This window comes from Acetomicrobium sp. S15 = DSM 107314, from assembly GCF_016125955.1.
In the GTDB taxonomy this organism is placed as follows: Bacteria; Synergistota; Synergistia; order Synergistales; family Thermosynergistaceae; genus Thermosynergistes; species Thermosynergistes pyruvativorans.
In genome coordinates, this window is record NZ_JADEVE010000273.1 from 181,010 (window position 1) to 197,700 (window position 16,691).

Annotated in this window: 19 protein-coding genes; 16 read left to right on the plus strand and 3 right to left on the minus strand. The window is 54.1% G+C overall.

Annotated elements, in window-relative coordinates; all coding sequences use genetic code 11:
- The first annotated feature begins 44 nt into the window (after nt 1–44).
- The 3 genes from EZM41_RS08150 to EZM41_RS08160 all read left to right on the plus strand — a co-directional run bounded on the left by EZM41_RS08150 (nt 45) and on the right by EZM41_RS08160 (nt 2,858).
- A complete protein-coding gene (locus tag EZM41_RS08150; protein ID WP_198470620.1) occupies nt 45–755 on the plus strand; it encodes a nitroreductase family protein in 711 nt (236 codons plus the stop codon).
- Nucleotides 752–2,155, plus strand: a complete 1,404-nt coding sequence (locus tag EZM41_RS08155) for a uracil-xanthine permease family protein (protein ID WP_198470621.1) — start codon at nt 752–754, stop codon at nt 2,153–2,155. Before EZM41_RS08150 ends, EZM41_RS08155 begins: the two co-directional genes overlap by 4 nt.
- Nucleotides 2,156–2,240: 85 nt before the next feature.
- The gene (locus tag EZM41_RS08160; RefSeq protein WP_198470622.1) at nt 2,241–2,858 is read left to right on the plus strand and encodes a nucleotidyltransferase family protein; all 618 of its coding nucleotides are present in this window, start codon (nt 2,241–2,243) and stop codon (nt 2,856–2,858) included.
- Here the strand turns inward: EZM41_RS08160 and EZM41_RS08165 are convergent.
- Complete coding sequence (locus tag EZM41_RS08165) at nt 2,815–3,660, minus strand: XdhC family protein (protein WP_198470623.1); 846 nt, start codon at nt 3,658–3,660, stop codon at nt 2,815–2,817. The genes EZM41_RS08160 and EZM41_RS08165 overlap by 44 nt on opposite strands.
- A 200-nt stretch (nt 3,661–3,860) precedes the next feature.
- Here EZM41_RS08165 and hisD point away from each other — a divergent pair, with 200 nt between their 5' ends.
- The 13 genes from hisD to EZM41_RS08230 all read left to right on the plus strand — a co-directional run bounded on the left by hisD (nt 3,861) and on the right by EZM41_RS08230 (nt 13,460).
- A complete protein-coding gene (gene hisD / locus EZM41_RS08170) occupies nt 3,861–5,165 on the plus strand; it encodes a histidinol dehydrogenase (RefSeq protein ID WP_342449270.1) in 1,305 nt (434 codons plus the stop codon).
- Between the two features lie 115 nt (nt 5,166–5,280).
- Entirely contained in the window at nt 5,281–6,030 is a 750-nt protein-coding gene (locus EZM41_RS08175) for a TIGR04255 family protein (RefSeq protein ID WP_198470624.1), read from the plus strand.
- 60 nt (nt 6,031–6,090) lie between these two features.
- On the plus strand, nt 6,091–6,405 hold the full coding sequence (locus EZM41_RS08180; RefSeq protein ID WP_232619192.1) for a hypothetical protein: 315 nt from the start codon (nt 6,091–6,093) through the stop codon (nt 6,403–6,405).
- The gene (locus tag EZM41_RS08185) at nt 6,386–6,790 is read left to right on the plus strand and encodes a type II toxin-antitoxin system VapC family toxin (protein WP_198470626.1); all 405 of its coding nucleotides are present in this window, start codon (nt 6,386–6,388) and stop codon (nt 6,788–6,790) included. The genes EZM41_RS08180 and EZM41_RS08185 overlap by 20 nt, the downstream gene beginning before the upstream one ends.
- Before the next feature lie 212 nt (nt 6,791–7,002).
- Nucleotides 7,003–7,758 carry a molybdate ABC transporter substrate-binding protein gene (modA, locus tag EZM41_RS08190; protein ID WP_446697825.1) on the plus strand — a complete coding sequence of 252 codons (756 nt, stop codon included), beginning with the start codon at nt 7,003–7,005 and terminating at the stop codon, nt 7,756–7,758.
- The gene (locus EZM41_RS08195; protein WP_198470628.1) at nt 7,755–8,396 is read left to right on the plus strand and encodes a molybdate ABC transporter permease subunit; all 642 of its coding nucleotides are present in this window, start codon (nt 7,755–7,757) and stop codon (nt 8,394–8,396) included. The genes modA and EZM41_RS08195 overlap by 4 nt, the downstream gene beginning before the upstream one ends.
- Complete coding sequence (locus EZM41_RS08200; protein ID WP_198470629.1) at nt 8,380–9,624, plus strand: ABC transporter ATP-binding protein; 1,245 nt, start codon at nt 8,380–8,382, stop codon at nt 9,622–9,624. Before EZM41_RS08195 ends, EZM41_RS08200 begins: the two co-directional genes overlap by 17 nt.
- A complete protein-coding gene (locus EZM41_RS08205; protein ID WP_198470630.1) occupies nt 9,548–10,570 on the plus strand; it encodes a molybdopterin-binding protein in 1,023 nt (340 codons plus the stop codon). The genes EZM41_RS08200 and EZM41_RS08205 overlap by 77 nt, the downstream gene beginning before the upstream one ends.
- A complete protein-coding gene (locus EZM41_RS08210; RefSeq protein ID WP_198470631.1) occupies nt 10,567–10,983 on the plus strand; it encodes a Fur family transcriptional regulator in 417 nt (138 codons plus the stop codon). Before EZM41_RS08205 ends, EZM41_RS08210 begins: the two co-directional genes overlap by 4 nt.
- A gap of 71 nt (nt 10,984–11,054) precedes the next feature.
- On the plus strand, nt 11,055–12,452 hold the full coding sequence (locus tag EZM41_RS08215) for an NAD(P)/FAD-dependent oxidoreductase (RefSeq protein ID WP_198470632.1): 1,398 nt from the start codon (nt 11,055–11,057) through the stop codon (nt 12,450–12,452).
- 99 nt (nt 12,453–12,551) lie between these two features.
- Complete coding sequence (locus EZM41_RS08220) at nt 12,552–12,776, plus strand: hypothetical protein (protein ID WP_198470633.1); 225 nt, start codon at nt 12,552–12,554, stop codon at nt 12,774–12,776.
- A gap of 25 nt (nt 12,777–12,801) precedes the next feature.
- Nucleotides 12,802–13,173, plus strand: a complete 372-nt coding sequence (locus tag EZM41_RS08225) for a hypothetical protein (protein WP_198470634.1) — start codon at nt 12,802–12,804, stop codon at nt 13,171–13,173.
- Between the two features lie 20 nt (nt 13,174–13,193).
- Nucleotides 13,194–13,460, plus strand: coding sequence for a hypothetical protein (locus EZM41_RS08230; protein WP_198470635.1), 267 nt, complete (start codon nt 13,194–13,196; stop codon nt 13,458–13,460).
- A 277-nt stretch (nt 13,461–13,737) separates the two neighbouring features.
- Here the strand turns inward: EZM41_RS08230 and EZM41_RS08235 are convergent, their stop codons facing one another.
- Together EZM41_RS08235 and EZM41_RS08240 are read right to left on the minus strand one after the other, a co-directional pair.
- The gene (locus EZM41_RS08235) at nt 13,738–14,700 is read right to left on the minus strand and encodes a P1 family peptidase (protein ID WP_198470636.1); all 963 of its coding nucleotides are present in this window, start codon (nt 14,698–14,700) and stop codon (nt 13,738–13,740) included.
- A gap of 2 nt (nt 14,701–14,702) precedes the next feature.
- Entirely contained in the window at nt 14,703–16,310 is a 1,608-nt protein-coding gene (locus EZM41_RS08240) for an OPT/YSL family transporter (RefSeq protein WP_198470637.1), read from the minus strand.
- Nucleotides 16,311–16,691 lie beyond the last annotated feature (381 nt).

Consider the following 16,691-nt stretch of genomic DNA (forward strand, 5'->3'; position numbering starts at 1 on the left):
ACCTCTCCGAACTCTGTTGTTTGCAAGATCGGGAGGAAGAAGATGTGGGAACGCTTTTAGAGGCGGCAAAAAAGCGACGCAGCGTCAGATCGTATAAGCCCGATCCAATTCCAGATGAAGTTTTGAGCGAGCTCTTAGAGGTATTTCGGTGGGCTCCCTCGGGCGCAAATTCGCAACCCTGGGAGGTCGTGGTGACGAAGGATAAGGTCACGATAAGCGCTATAGCCGACATATTCATTGAACAGTATGAGAGGCAAAGGCGCAAAGACCCAGACTTTCCTGGAAATTGCAAGGAGTACCTGAAGGAAGTGCCGGTTATCATCGTAGTGTGTGGCGATCCAAGGCTAAAGGACGCATATCCCAAAGCGCTGGGCAATAGAAGAAGAAACGCCATATACCTATTCAGCGTAGGCGCTGCTATAGAAAATTTGCTGCTTTCCGCTGCCGAACAAGGCCTTGGTACGGTATGGATAACGCCCGAAGAGGAAGACGAAGTCAAGTTAAAAAAATTGCTCTCCATACCGGAAGCCCTTGAGGTATGGGCCTGTATACCCGTGGGTTATCCTAAGGCTACGCCTGGGTCGCGTCAAAGGAGACCTTTGGATGAGTTCGTACACTGGGACTCTTTAGATGTTGGGAAGCTTCGCTCGAACCTTCAAATTCGGGAATTTATCGCGACAGGAAGAGCAAAACTCATGTATGGTCCTGGTTGTAGTAAGCCGTCGAATTCAGGCGATGGAGGTGGCAAAAGTTGAAGGAACCGTCGACTGACTATGTCGCGCAGAAGGACAATCGCGACGATGAGGCGGTTTGGGAGGAAAGGCCGGAGATCGTCACTCCCATATTGAAGATAGAAGAAAGGCCCGCATCGTGGTGGGAGTGCCTGCTCTACGGTTGGCAGCATACGCTGGTGGATATATCGCCCTTCGTATTGCCGCTTTTAGTGGCTACCGCAGCCGGGCTTTCGGAGGCAGAAGGGGCCATATGGGTGAACAGAGGGCTTTTTACCATGGGCATAGCGACGCTCATTATGACCATTTTGGGCAACAGATTGCCCATAATTCAAGGGCCTTCGGCCACGCTGACCGGTGCTCTATCTTCGGTCGTATCGTTGTATGGCATACCCGCCATGTGGGGCGGCGTTTTGGCGGGCGCCTTGATGGAAATGGTCGTAGGCCTGTCAGGCATCCTGAGGCTCCTGCGAAAGGTTTTCCCCGTGGCCGTCTCTGGGGTGGTGGTTATAACCATAGGTTTTTCTCTGGCTAAAACGGCCACCATTTGGATCGTGGGAAAGGGCGATCCTGTGAATTTCGCTTTAGCCGCTGCCACCGTCCTCTCCATATTCCTCTTGCAATTCTTGGGCGGCAAGGCTGCGGGCGGGATAATCTCCAGGGGTTCGATATTTTTCACGATATGGATTGTCGGCTTGGGTTTGGCCGGGATCATGGGTCAGGTCAGATGGGACATCATAGCCTCGAAGCCGTGGTTTGACCTGCCGAAGCTCTTTCCTTATGGAGGGCCCGGCTTCGGTTGGGAGTTTGTGGCGGGAGCAATAGTAGGGGCCTTGGTGGGTTATCTCGGCTCTATGTTGGAATCTCTCGGAGATTACGCGGCTGTGTGCGCCGTGAGCGGCGAGGTTTATAAAGTTAGACACATGAATCGGGGCATAGCGGCTGAAGGGTTCGGCTGCCTCGTGGCGAGCCTCTTCGGAGGCATCCCTGTTACCAGCTATACGCAAAACATAGGCGTTATCGCCACGACCAAGATAGCTTCCCGCTTCGTCGTTCAAATCGCAGCGCTGATATTGATGCTCTACGGCCTTAGCCCCAAGGTGGGCGCCCTCTTGGTGGCAATTCCAAGATCGGTAATAGGGACGGTCTTTTTGGTGGTATGTGGAACTATAACTGTTTCCGGTTTGAAGCTCGTGACATCTGCTAAGCTGGATACGGCCAATACGCTTCTCGTCGGCACAACGCTGATGCTCGCCATTAACTTGCCCATATGCGCCACATACGTAGTCGGCAGCTGGACGAAGACGCTTCCCCCTATAGTCCAGCTTTTTCTGACCAATTCTGTGGTCATAGCTGTAGTGGGTGGCATAGTGTTGAACCTTCTAATCAATTTTATCTTGGTGCCGCTCTCCGAGAGGAGATGAAGCGAGGCATGGCAGAGTTCTTCCCTATCGCGATTCGATATATTGGGTTTACCTTCAGGCTTTCGTAGCAGCGAGGTCTTTTCTAATGAGGGTTGACCCGGTCCTGTGGGCGGCAGTGCTGGCGGCAGGAGAGGGTAAAAGAATGGGCTATGTCAAAATGCTTCGGCCCATCGCAGGGAAGGCGATGCTGCTTTGGACTTTGGAGGCGGTCGTCGCAGGCGGAGTGCACGAGAGTTCCCTCGTCGTGGTGGTCGGGTACAAAGGTGAGGAGGTGGCCGATCTCGTTTCTTCGGCCTTTCCGAAAGCTACAATTGCGGCAAACCCTGACTACCGCAGGGAGATGTTCTCTTCAATCAAGGTTGCGGCCGAGTGCGCCCCCCCTGCGACACCGCTGCTTTTGGCCCTTGGTGACCAACCAGCGGTAAATCCTAAAACGATTGAAAGGTTGATTTCGGAAGCCGCCTGCGAGAAGGTCGTGCAGCCTGTGTATGAAGGAAAGGCTCATCATCCCCTGATCCTGCCGCCGCACATCGTAGATGCCGTGAAGAGTTCTCCCGTATATGGCACATTGAGGGAGCTGTTGCCGCCGCTTTCTGAGCGGCACTTGGTGGCCGTAGATGACCAGGGGGTTGCGTTGGATGTCGATACGGAGGAGGACCTCAAACGCGCGGAATCGATCCTTGCAGCTCGGGCGCGGCCGTGAGCGGCGAGCGAAGCGTCTTTAGGTCGGCGCCCTTTTCTACGGCTATTATCTCCGCGAGGATCGATATAGCTATCTCTTCGGGCGTTTCGGCCTTTATGGGCAAGCCTATGGGCGCATATATTCGGTTCAGGTGTTCCTCGGATACGCTATCCTTGAGCAGGTTTTCTTTCATCACGGCTATTTTACGCTTGGAGCCTATGACGCCGAGATAGGCGAAGAGCTTTCCCTCCAACGAGCGCACCACTTCGCTGTCGAGGGCGTGTCCTCTGGTGACCACGACGACATAGCTTTTGTTGCTCAAGCGTATTTCCCTGTCCAGTGCCTCTTCCAATGGCATACAAACGACGCGCCCCCAGGGGATGTTATCAGGATTGGCGAACTCCTGACGCTCGTCCCATACGGTTACCCTGTAGCCGGTGATCGTCGCCACATGGGCCAAAGCCTTCCCCACGTGTCCGGCGCCGAAAATGACGATCTCTCGCCTCTTTCCTATCACCTCGAGAAATACCGCTGCGCTTCCCCCACAAGCGGCGCCTTCCTCTGCGGCTTCCGTCGCCGTGAACGACTCCCTGTACAGGCGAGCGCGGGCATTTCCCTCGAGCAACTTGAGCGCTTCGGCGATGACGTGATGCTCCAATATGCCTCCTCCTATAGTTCCGACTATGCTGCCGTTCGGGAAGACCCACATCTTCGCACCCATGCTTCGCGGGGTCGAGCCTGTTTCTTCTACGACGGTGCAGAGGACTCCCTCGGGTCCCTCCTTTAACGCCTTATCTATAGCTCTGAGGATGGCCTCGTCCATTGAAACAACCCCTTCCTTCGGCGGTTTATGGGTCCATTTTAACATGGCCGGCCGTCGTGCAGCGCCTCTTGGCGCTGCCTGCTTTGGGTGGGTTAGGGCGGCAAATCCTGCGCGGCAATGCACAAGTGTATAATCTCAGATAGGGCCTATAACTGCAAGGCAAGGCTACAATTTTTCGAAACAGGATGGAGGAAATTGTCGTGCGAAAGTTCCTTAAAATGCCAAAGCCGATCCTCGAGGCCGGCACGGAAGATGTGAGAGCCGCGGTCGAGGACATAATAGTGGCCGTTAGAGAAAAAGGGGACGCGGCTATAAAGCTCATCTCTCAGAGGATAGACGGCGTAGAGGATCTGCGCATCCAAGTGCCCTCCGAAGAGGTCGCCAAGGCCTATCGTTTGGTTCCGGATTCAGTGGTAGAAGATCTGCGCTTTGCGGCCAGGCAAGTCCACAACTTCGCCCGAGCTCAATTGGAATCCATCAGGCCCTTGGAGGTCGAGATCCTCCCGGGTGTGCATCTCGGCCACCGGGTGATCCCGCTTGCCTCGTGCGGAGCCTATGTCCCCGGGGGGCGCCACCCTTTGCCTTCGTCGGCGTTGATGTCCATCATTCCAGCGCGAGTTGCCGGCGTAAAGCGAATTATCGCCTGTTCTCCTCCGTCCCGCGATATCCGTGGCATAAATCCGGTGACTTTAGTGGCCATGGATATAGCCGGGGCCTCCGATATCTATGCTATCGGCGGGGCTCAGGCCATCGCCGCCATGGCCTACGGCACCGAGACGGTCGAGGCGGTAGACCTCATCGCAGGGCCCGGCAACCAATATGTAACCGAGGCCAAAAGGCAGGTCAGCGGCGATGTGGGGATAGACTTCCTTGCAGGACCGAGTGAGGTTCTCATAATAGCTGACGAAAGCGCCAGCCCCGCTTATGTAGCCTGCGATTTGTTGGCTCAGTCCGAGCACGATCCTCAAGCGAGGGGGATTTTGGTCACCACGAGCGAAGAGTTGGGGCAGAAGGTCATGCGTGAAGTGGAATCCAGGCTGGAGGGGCTTCCCACAGCAGATGTCGCCAGGGCTTCGTGGGAGAATCATGGCCAAGTGATCGCAGTGGACGATATGGGGGAGGCGATAGACATCGCCAACGAGATCGCCCCCGAACACCTGGAGATGCATGTCGAAAACCCGGACGGTTTAATTGGATGTTTACGGAACTACGGATCTTTATTTATAGGTGGATTATCGGCCGAAGTTTTTGGGGACTACGCGACCGGGACCAATCACATCCTCCCGACGATGGGGAGCTCACGATTCACCGGGGGGCTTTGGGTTGGGACCTTCTTGAAAGTGGCCACTCACCAGCGCCTCGAGTCGAAGGGGGTCAGGCAAATTGCCCACGTGGCCGGGCGCCTCGCTGAAGTTGAGGGGCTATTCGCACATCGGGCCGCGGCCATGATCCGCATCGAAGACCAAACACAAGGTGCAGGTGCTGATGTGGAGGACAAGGGATAAAAACCGGCTACGGTGGTTTCCCTGAATGGGCTTTGAGGATTTGTGCGAGGTCAAAACCTCGGGTCGAGAAGAAAGATGGTCGATAGAGAACTGCCTTTAGGAAGGGAGAATGGCAATGAAAAACAAGATACCCGTTAGGCTTAAAAAGGAACCATTGCTCGAAGCCGTATGGGAAATTCGCTTCTCCGGAACCAAGGCATCTGTCGCTGACTTAATGCCCGGGATGCTTTTCAGTACACTATCAGGCAGGTATAAGGATATCATCAGATTGCCCGCAGCAGATATCCCAGCTACTATCGTTGAGCACGATCCTAACCTGCGCTACGCGCCTAAAATAAGGTTGGAGGACGGCAATCAAGTTGTTCAAATAGGCGAACATGTCATTTCTTTGAACTGTCGCAGGCCATATTCTGGGTGGACGCAATTTTCCGCCGACATTCGTGAGCTCGCTAAAGCTGTTCAAGATACCGGCTTGATTGAAAGGCTGGAAAGGTTTTCTCTGAGGTATATAGATTTGATCCAATTGGCACAACCCATTGGCCTTGATTGCCTTAATCTTATATTAAAGATGGGAGAATACGAGATCAATACGAGACCTGTTGAATTGCGAACCAAAATTGAGGAAGATGACTTAATCCACATCGTTCAAATCACCTCGCCTGCCGAGGTTGTAATCCCTAAGGAGGGGGGACGACTCAAAGGTGTCCTTTTGGATATTGATACTATCAGATTGCTGGCCGAAAAAGGATCGTGGTATGATATAAACGAACATCTTGATGATGTGCATATGGCTTGCAAAAAGATGTTTTTTAGCTTGTTGAAGCCAGAGACGATTGACAAATTAGAACCGGAATACGGGGTGTAAGATATGACTTATTCCTCAACTTTGACGAGTGAAATGCTGTGGCGAACGGACGTTGGCGTTATGTCTCCGCTTTTGCCTGACGTATTGCCCTGCTTTGTCGAGCGAGAGCGCAAGAATGGATATGAGTCTCCTCAACTGCTGACCGTTTTTATGTCGCCGGTCAGCCGGGAAAAGAGCACTACTCAGGTAACCGAGGCTATCTCGTCTAAATGGGAAACTGGCTTTACCCCGCAGACGGTTCTGGGTAAAAAGCTTATAGCTTTACGAAACAAGGCTATTGCCGCGGGCGTGCAACTTCTCAGCGAAGAGGGAGTACTTGAAGAGGTAAAACGGCGCCGGGGAGAGCTTGAAGGCGATGAAACGGACCTATATTGATGCGAATGTTCTCATTGCAGCTTTTCAAGGCGAAGAGTCGGTTGCCAGGCGTGCCTTTCAGGTGTTGGATGATCCAAACCGAGAGATAGTGGTCAGCGACTATCTCAAGCTTGAAGTGCTCCCCAAGCCGACATTTCTTAAAAAACAGGAAGAGGTCGAATTCATGAAGGCTATCTTCGATAGCGCATCGGAGAACGTAGTGACGTCGTCAAGACTGACCGAGTGCGCACTCAACATGGCGTCAAAATACGACATGACGCCCATCGATGCACTTCATATCGGGGCCGCGATCATATCCGGCGTCGATGAACTTGTGACGATGGAGAAAGCGACAAAGCCGATGTGCAAGGTAGCGGAGGTCAAAGTAGTATCCCTGCATTCATAACCCAAGTTGGCTAATACAATTGGCTCCTGCATGCTATCCGATCAACGTTAAGATTGATGTTAAATTGATCGGATAGCTGTGTCTATGAACTCGGCCGGCGCGTTTGATTATTTTCTGGCAAATCATGGTTGATTTTTATTCCTAATGCAACTGAGTTGCATTTTGTAAAAGACAGTGTTAATCTTTGTAGAAATATGTGGAGGTGGATGTCCGTGAAATGTAAAGCCCGTCTATGTGCGATTATCGTGGTAGCCTTAGCAACCTTCGTCCTGCCCAAAATAGGTGCCATTGAAGCCTCTGAAGACGTGGTGGCTGTCGCTGCGAGCATACATGAGGTCGCTTTAGAGCTCGCAACTGCCTTTAAAGAGGCCCGTTTAGGCCAAGCGCCTCAAGTAGTGTCAGGAGCTTCTGGAAAGCTCGCAGCGCAGATAATCGCCGGCGCGCCTTTCGGCCTTTTCTTATCGGCAAGCCCTGAATGGACGGAAAAACTCCAAAAAGACGGTTTTCTTTACGATATCGCTCCCATGGCCAAAGCTCCTGCCGTGGTTTGGTGGCCTAAGGGCGAAGCGATCTCCCTGGAGACTTTGAGGGGCGAAAAGATCCGCATTGCAATTGCAGACCCTGCCGCAGCTCCTTTTGGCAAAGCAGCCGGCGAATATCTTGCCTCTATAGGGTTATACGATACGCTGATGAAAGAGGGAAGACTCATCGTCATGGGCTCAGTGGAGCAGGCTATGCTCGCCGCGACGAGCGGCGGCGCTGACATGGCCATGGTATCGCTCTCTTTGGCCATAAAAGCGAACGAGGGATCATATGTGAAACTGCCCATAGCGCCGCTTGAGAACTCGGGAGGGTTGGTAAAAAGCCGTGCCACCGAGAATATAACCGAATTTTGGCGCTATATCAGATCGGAGACGGCGGCGCCTGTTTGGGAAAAGTGGGGTTTCGAGCCGGTGAGGGATAATTGATCTCTTCGCTGGTTTTGAGCCTCAAAGTGCTCGCCGTGGACGTTCCGCTCCTTTTGGTCATAGGCACCTCCTTGGGTTGGCTTTTGGCGAGGCGAAATTTCCGCGGCAAGGAGGCCTTGAGTTTGTTGATCCTCCTACCCGTAGTGCTTCCGCCGTCTGTGCTCGGGCTTTACCTATTGATGCTATTGGGGCATGTACCGCTTATGCGGGAGTTAGGGTTGCTATTTTCCTTTCCCGCCGCTGCGATGGCTCCTCTTTTTCCGTCGCTTCCGATCATGGTTCAATCGGCGCGGTCGGGCTTTGCCTCTGTCGACGTCGGGCTCGAAGATGCTGCGCGGACATTGGGCGACAGCGAACTTGCTGTCTTTTGGAGAGTCTCTTTCCCGATCGCCAAGCGATTCCTGATGGCGGGGTTGGCGCTCGCCTCGGCGCGAGCCTTGGGGGACTTCGGCGTCACGCTTATGATAGCCGGAAACATCCCGGGCAGGACGCAGACCTTGCCGCTATACATCTACAGCCGTGTGGAAGCTTTAGACTTTGCCGGTGCCAACATGGCGGCAATCCTTTTAACGGGTGTAGGCGTGATGAGCTTGTGGCTCGTGAGGCGTATGGAGGGCGTACATGGAGGAGCGTCTTGACGTTCGGTTCCTTAAAAAGCTCGGCTCCTTCAGGCTCGACGTTGCGCTGACTCTCGGTACGGAGATAGGCGTTATCTTCGGTCCCAGCGGGGCAGGCAAAAGCCAAACATTGAGGGTGCTCGTAGGGCTTTCAAAGCCCGACGAAGGATATATAAAGCTGAACGGCCGGGTATTGGCCGACGCGTCAAAGAAAATTTCAGTGCCTCCTAAAGACAGGCGCATCGGACTGGTGTTTCAGGAACTATCCCTGTTCCCTCACCTGACCGCGCTGGAAAACGTCGCTTACGGACTCAAGTGTGGCGACAGGTTAGAGGTCGCGGCTGAGTGGTTGCACATGGTGAGGCTCGATGGGCTATCCGACAGATACCCTCATCAACTTTCAGGGGGGCAGCGCCAGCGCGTTGCCTTGGCGCGCGCGCTCGCCCCGGGACCTGACCTCTTGCTCCTCGACGAGCCCTTTAACGCCCTCGACGGTCCGGTGCGGAGAGCGTTGAGGCGGGAGCTGAAAGATCTGTTCAACGAGACGAAGACGCCTATCATATATGTGACTCACGACATAGAAGACGTCTGCTCCATGGCAGACCGCGTCTTTTTCATTCGCGACGGAGAGCTCGCTGCCTCGATACCGGTTCAAAGCCTGTGGGATCCATCTGTTCAAGGCTCAATCTGGCACTCCCTCGGCTGGGGCACCCTCGTCCACGGCACAGTTGAAGAAAGAAGCGGCCTTTGTTGGATAGTCTGGGACGGCGGACGCCTTGTGCTTCCACCTACCGTGAGGGTCAAAGGGGACGTGACGGCCTTCGTGGCGCCGCACCACGTGAAGCTCCTTTACCACGATCTTCCCGTAGATCTTGAGCTCGAGGATAACGTGATGGAAGGAGTGGTGGCAGAAAGGGTCGTGCTCGGCGGAACCACTCGCCTTTTCGTGCGCGCCTGCAACCTTCAATGGCAGGTTGAGTTTCTGAACGGATCGTATGTCACTATGGAACTTTCGGAGGGTCAGAGGGTGCGCATGGCGGTAAAACCAGGATGTATTTACATTTTGGGCAGTGCTCCCAACTCTTGCCCTCTTGACCCTTGCACAGAAACACAGTTTGAACAGGAGCGCAGCGCGCCTTTCCCAGCGCTCGACGAGAAAGGAGAAATGGCATATGAAGGTGAAGACCTTGACCATCGAGGAAGCCTTGGGGCTTCCTCTCTCGCACGATCTCACACAGATCGACGCTAATAGCGGCTATAAAGGGCCACGCTTCAAAAAAGGACACGTGGTGACCGAGGAGGATTTGCCGACCTTGCGCGCCATGGGGCGCCAGCACGTAAGCATCTTGGAATTGGAAAGCGATGAGCTTCACGAGGATGACGCGGCTTTGGGATTGGCAAAGGCCTTGGCGGGCCAGGGTTTAAAGATTACCGGGCCCGATGAGGGCAAATGCAACCTCGTTTCTGAAGTGGCGGGCCTTTTGATCTTCGATGAAGGTTGTATCCATGCGATAAACGAGGACGACCAGTGGTTATTGGCCACGTTGCCGCCCAAGGCTTCGGTCTCATCTGGCGAGGTTGTGGCTGCCATGAGGATAAGGCCGCTTTTTATGCGGCAAGAGCGGGTGGCCAGAGCAGTTGCCCTTGCCAGGCCCATGAAGGTAGCTCCCTTTATCAATTTGCGCGTAGCGCTTGTGACCACGGGGAGGGAATTGGTCGACGGGTTGATATCTGATGCCTTCCGCCCCAAACTCGAGAAGAAAATCCGTAGGTTCGGAGGCTCGCTCATCGGGCAGGTCGTGGTGGGTGACTCTCGAGAAGATATAGATGGTGCCATCAAATCGTTTCTGGATGACGGGGCCGATCTCGTAATATGCACGGGCGGAATGAGCGTCGATGCGGATGACTGCACGCCGTCAGCCATAGCATCTCTGTCCGATGAGGTGATATTCCAAGGAGTGCCGGCACTTCCGGGCACCATGTTGATGCTCGCCAAGCTGGGGAGCGCCTTCATAGTTGGAGCTCCGGCGTGTGTCGTGCACGATGAATGGACTACGCTGGACCCGTTGCTCGCCGGGCTTTTTGCCGGAGTTGTGCCGCTCAAAGAGGAGGTGAGGCGATGGGGTGTCGGTGGGCTTTGCCGTCACTGCGCCGTGTGCAACTTCCCCGTATGCTCTTTCGCCAATAGGCCATGACGACTTACAGCGAGATTTTGGAAAGCGCGGGCCTGAAGCCCACGAATGCCAGGGAGGCGGTCTTGAAAACCCTGTATCGCATCGGCAGGCCGGCTTCTCACGGTGAGGTGGCCGAGGCCTTGGGAGGACAATTGGATCGGGTCACCATATACAGGAACTTGTATCTCTTGGAGGAAGCAGGAGTTGTGCACAGGGTCCAGGGTGTCGACGGCAAGTGGAGGTTTTGCGCCCACGATCCCGACGTTGTTGGTTGCCCGGGCGACCATCCCCACTTTCTTTGTCTGAGTTGTGGCAAGATGATCTGTCTTTTGGGTCAAACCCTTCCCCACGTCAATGTGCCCGACGGTGTGAAGGTGCAGGGTAAGCAGCTCGTCGTCTACGGCCTCTGCCCGGAGTGCTGCCGAGATCGCTAAAACAAAGTGCATTTGCCTTTTTGCGGCCTTACTGTAAACTAAAAGCATCATCTGAAGGTCGAGGGAGCGACATGCGCAATCGCTTTGATGTGGTAGTTGTTGGAGCTGGTCCGGCCGGGATTTTTGCGGCTCGGGAGTTGGTGAATAGCGGTTTGGACGTGGCCATCATAGACAAGGGCAAATCCTTGGGCGAACGCTTTTGCCCTCTTAAAGCAGGGACGACATCCTCTTGTGCTCACTGTAACCCCTGTGGGGTGCTTTCGGGTTGGGGCGGGGCAGGGACTTTTAGCGACGGCAAACTCACCCTGACTCCGGAATTCGGTGGAAACTTGGAGCGCTACGTGGGCCGGGAACGCCTCTGTGCTCTCATTGAGGAAGTCGATGCCGCTTATATGAGATACGGAGACGATACCCCTCTCTATGAGCCCGATCCTTCCTTCGCAGCCGAAGTGGTAAAAAAGGGGAGGGGTGCTGGCCTTCAAGTTATTCCGGCCAAGATCCGCCACGTCGGCACGGATAAGTCTTCGTTTATCCTCCGCGGCTTTTACGACGAACTCAAGGGCAAAGCCGCTATGTTCATGGAGACTGAGGTTGCGGGGGTGGTCGCAGAGGGTGGAAGCGTAAGAGGCGTCACGTTGAGCGATGGCAGCTTCATATCAGCTCAAGCCGTGATCCTTGCGCCGGGGAGAGTCGGAGCTCCGTGGGTTGAGCGCCTGGCCAAGGACCTCGGTCTTCCTATCGACTCGATCCCTGTAGACGTGGGCCTCCGCTTGGAAATGCCGGCGGAGTGGAGCGAGGCGATAACGCAACAATTCTACGAGGTCAAGGTGCTTTTCAATGCTCCCACCTTTGACGATAAGGTCCGCACGTTCTGCATGTGTCCTCATGGGGAAGTAGTGACGGAGTACCAGAGCGAATGGGACGTGGTAACCGTAAATGGCCACAGCTATCGCGACCATAAAACAGACAACACTAACTTCGCCATATTGGTGAGCACGGAGTTCACGGAGCCCTTTAAAGACCCAAACGGCTACGGAGCCCACATCGCGAGGTTGGCTAATATGCTCGGCGGCGGAGCCTTGATTCAGCGCCTCGGCGACCTAAAAGCGGGGCGCAGGTCGACGCGCTCGAGGATAGAGCGCGGCCTCACTCGTCCGACGCTGAAGGATGCAGAGCCGGGGGATATATCCTTTGCCCTTCCCTATCGCCACCTAAAGGACATTTTGGAGATGGTGAGCGCCCTCGATGCCATAATGCCGGGGATCGATGGACCACATACTCTCCTTTATGGAGTTGAAGTGAAATTTTACAGCCTACGCTTATCAGTGGACGGTGACCTTCAGACGCCGATTCAGGGCCTTTACGCTGCAGGAGACGGGGCCGGCATAACGCGAGGCTTGATACAATCCTCAGCCAGCGGCATTGTAGCTGCTCGCGCGGTGGCGCAGGCGGTGAAGGGTGCGTCTTGAGGCTATCGAGGCTCTCCTATAATCCCTATAATATCGAAAAACGATTGCACGTCGTCACAATTTTGGGGCCGCAGAACGAAAGAGATGGATAGGGTAAATATGGACAGGGTAAATTATGACGAATATATAAATAGGCTTAAAAAGAAATCGTCACGTTTCCACATAGCTTGGGAGGCCCAGTTCGGCAGAGGTGCACGTTCCGGTAGGCCTCGCGATGCGGAAGAAGATATCGTTCTGTTCTTGTTGGATCGTAAGCGGTGGCAGAAAGCCTTAGCCGATGGAAGCGTAGAAAAGATCGGTCCACGGAGATATCGCATGAGATGAACAAACGAAACAGAGGGGGTATGCCTTGTGTCTGCTCAGGACCGACGGGGTATTGCATGGAATGAACAGACGGTTGATTGACTTTCTTGACAGCCTAAAACGAGAAAAAAACCCGCTTCGGCGTGCCTTCGGCGTACTTGCGGTCTTGACGGAAGCGCTTAAACCTCAAGGGGTCAAACCTATTTTGGTTGGGGGTCGAGCGTTGGAATTTTATACCTTGGGCGGATATGCCATGAAAGACATCGACCTGGTGGTTAGCGGAAGAGAGCGGGTCAAGCCCGTTTTGGAGGAGATGGGTTTTTCGCGCCGGCCTGGCGAACGGCATTGGTATCACGAGGAGCTCGATGTTGCGATAGAAATACCCGACGAAATTTTAGCAGTTCTTCCGAAAAAATAGTCACCGTAGAAATAGACGACATGGAAGTTTTCGTGATCGGCATTGAGGATTTGGCGATAGACAGGCTGGTTGCGGCTAAGTTTTGGGAAAGCCGCGCGGATGCTCAGTGGGCGGCCAAACTGCTTGCGCTTCACATGAACGATATCGATTTGGAATACCTCAAAAAGGCGGCCCGGGAGCGGCATGTGGAAGATGTTTTAGCTGAAGCCTTAAAACAAGCCGAAGCTTATATCAATGCTGCCGAAGGTTCGGAGTTGCCCTCTCAGGATAGGCCTCTTGATACTTGAAGCTTTAATCCTCCGACTGCAGACGGCAGTGTGTTAGTAGGAGATCCCGCCTGTTATGGACGTTTCGGATTCAGGGACATTTCCTACCTGTCCTTGAAAGGCATTCGCAGAATTGCTCCCTTGTTTTTGTCGTTAGGCAAAAGCAGACCCACGAGCACTGTGAAATTCCACGAAAGCTTCATGCAACCAACTGATTGAGCTGGCGTGATTGGCTTCAAGGTGCTATTTATGCCGTAACGGCACATCGTTTTATTGGAAAGAATAACCGTTTATCAGCTCACCAAGCTCCTACAATGTCGAAAGACGACGGCACGCCGTGGAGCGCGTGTGCCTGCTGGACGGCGCGGACGATCGCCTGGGCGACCAATGTGGATGCGATATGACCCAGCAGCGTCACGTCTATCTCTACTTCGCCCGTCCCTATTGCGAAGACGCTATCTCCGTCGTACATGGTGTGGGCCGGACGGATTGCGACCGAGAAGCCGTCCTGCGCCATTTGGGCAACCTTCTTGGCCTGGGCCTTGGTGAGCACGGCGTTGCTGACGAAGGCACCTATGGTCGTGTTTCCCCCTTCGAATGCTCCCTTCAGGGAAAATTTATCGATCATGGCCTCTCCTGTGTTTACAAAGCCCTTTTTGTCTTCCGTGAGCGCTCCGGCCAGGACCACCCCACTCTTCGGGTCCACCACGTCGCCGAGGCAGTTTACAGCCACTATAGCAGCTGCCGCAAATCTCCCTCTATCAAACGTCGCCACCCCTAATCCGCCTTTTGTGGCCCTTTCTGGGCCGAACGCCTTCCCGACGGTGGCTCCCGTGCCGGCCCCTACGTTTCCCTCCTCCACCAGGTTCGAAGCATTGATGCATGCCCTATAGCCCATCTCTGCGTCAGGCCTCGCCTTGGGGTCGCCAATATCCAGATCGAACAACACAGCTCCCGGAACTATCGGCACGACGCCGTAAGCGGTCTTGAACCCCGCGTTTCGCTCTTCTAAGTAGCGCATGATCCCCGATGCGGCGTTGAGCCCGAAGGCGCTTCCTCCGGCCAAGAGGATGGCATTTATCTTATCTACAAAGTTTATCGGGTCTAAAAGATCGGTCTCTCTCGTGCCCGGCGAGCTGCCGCGCACGTCAACTCCGCACACCGCTCCGCTCTCGCAGAGCACGACGGTACAACCTGTTGCACCCTTCAAGTCTGTCGCGTTTCCTACTTTTATGCCGTATACAGGAATCTTGGTGACCATTTCTAACCCCCCGTAATCACTTTGATAATGGCCAATATCATGCCGGTTACGCCTTCGCCTCCCAAAAATCCCGATCCTATTAATGTGCCCTTTTCGGAATGAGCCGGTGCAAATCTATCCACTAACAGCCTGGTCAGGCCTCCTATGCCTGCGGCTGACGAAATCGCCATGGGTAAATATACTCCTATACCCAGCGTCATTCCGGGAATGCCAAGGAAATATAATATTATGCCTATGGCAAGTCCGAAGGCGAAGGCTTGAGGATTGGGAAGCCCCTGCACCATGGCCGAGACCGCATATGCCTGTGGCGCTACGAGAGCGGTGCCGGGTCCCATGGCTCCATACGCCCTGTGGAGGGTATAGAGGGCCAACACCGAGACGAGGGCGCCTACGATGGCGCCGACGCCCTCGGAGAACAGCTGTGCCTTCGGATCAGTCCCGAGCAGATATCCGGCTTTGAAGTCTTGTAGGACATCTCCGGCAACACCGCTTGCGATGGCTACGACGGCGGCCAGCAATATCGCCTCCGTGGCATCGAGCGGCACGAGTAAGCGAATGGCCAAAAGGGCAAGGATGCCAAAAATCTCCATGGGATCTATGCCGGTCTGTCCAGTCAACGTGGCTGCCATCGATGTGGTGACCCACACGCAGAGCACCAAGAGAATACTTGCGCCGAGAGGAATTAAGCCAACCCACGAAAGGAGCACGACAATTGCAGCCAAAAGCACGGCAATGCCGCCCGAAGTTCTTCCCCTGGTCCCTTTGAGAAGCGGGGCGAAAATTTCCCTCGCCCTCGGGATCACTCCTTTGACCAGTACACCTATCCCAGAGCCGACGACTAAGCCTATCCCAAGGCTATTTTTGAACGCCTCGGCTGAAGCCACGTCGAGAAACCAGCCATAAGAGAGCCCAACTGGAATTAAAAAGAAATAGCTTACGCAAGCTCCGAGGAACCATGTGCCCATGTAGAGAGGTCCGATTATGTAGCCTATTCCTACCGCCATTGGAGAAATCCATAAACTGAAAAAGACATTTTTGGCCGTTAGGGTTTGAGAGACGATAGCCGCGGGGATTTTGCCAAATTGATCTCGCAGCGCTGTCACAACAGCCGCAATAGAAAGAGCTCCGAAGAGATAACCTGCCCGCGCGCCGCCTTCATAACCCGCCTTCAGCGTTTCCGAGGCAGCTATGCCCATTGGGTAAGGAAGCCTTTCCCCCTCGATGAAATAAGGACGGATCATGGCTGTGAAAGCAAGGCCGAGGAGGGCGCCGCACAGGGATATTGAAAGTAATCGCCATATCGACTCTTGGGCTGTCGGATTGAGCATCCATATTGCAGGCACGGTGAAAGCAAAGCCTCCTGCAACCAATCCTCCAGCCGACATGGCCGTATGTGTTACGTTGACCTCGTTGATGTTTGTGTGACCCAAAAGCCTGAGAACGGAGAGGGATAAGATGGCCACGAAGACCGTAGGCCACGGAAGCGCTCCTAACCTCAGAGCCACATAGGTAGAACTTGCCGTCACAACCACCGAGCCAGCAGCACCGATAATGATCCCTCTCAGCGTAAGCTGTTGGTTAAACGGAACCCCCTTTGGCGACTTCCCCACGACCCTTCCCTCCTCATATAAGTAAGTTTAATTTCATTTGTATTTTAACAAAACCTCACGGCGGAGGTGGAGAAGTAGATCATGCATGTGTGTCGATGAGAGATGTGCCGATTCGCGAAGACGGGTCTTGTGCTCGTGCGAAACCGATAAGGTATCAGCTCCCACAGGTGCCATAGCGACGATAGCCGATACCTTTTGTTCCACATTAGTTCTTCATCTTATACTTTGTATACAAGACATGCAGCTTGACTCCCAAACATGCAGGCTATATATTTGTCCTGTATCTCGATATCATAAAGTCCGAACGCGACAACCAAAAATCCATAAGGAGATGGTTAATCATGATACAAGACTTCATGTGGGGGGCGATGCGCATCTCTT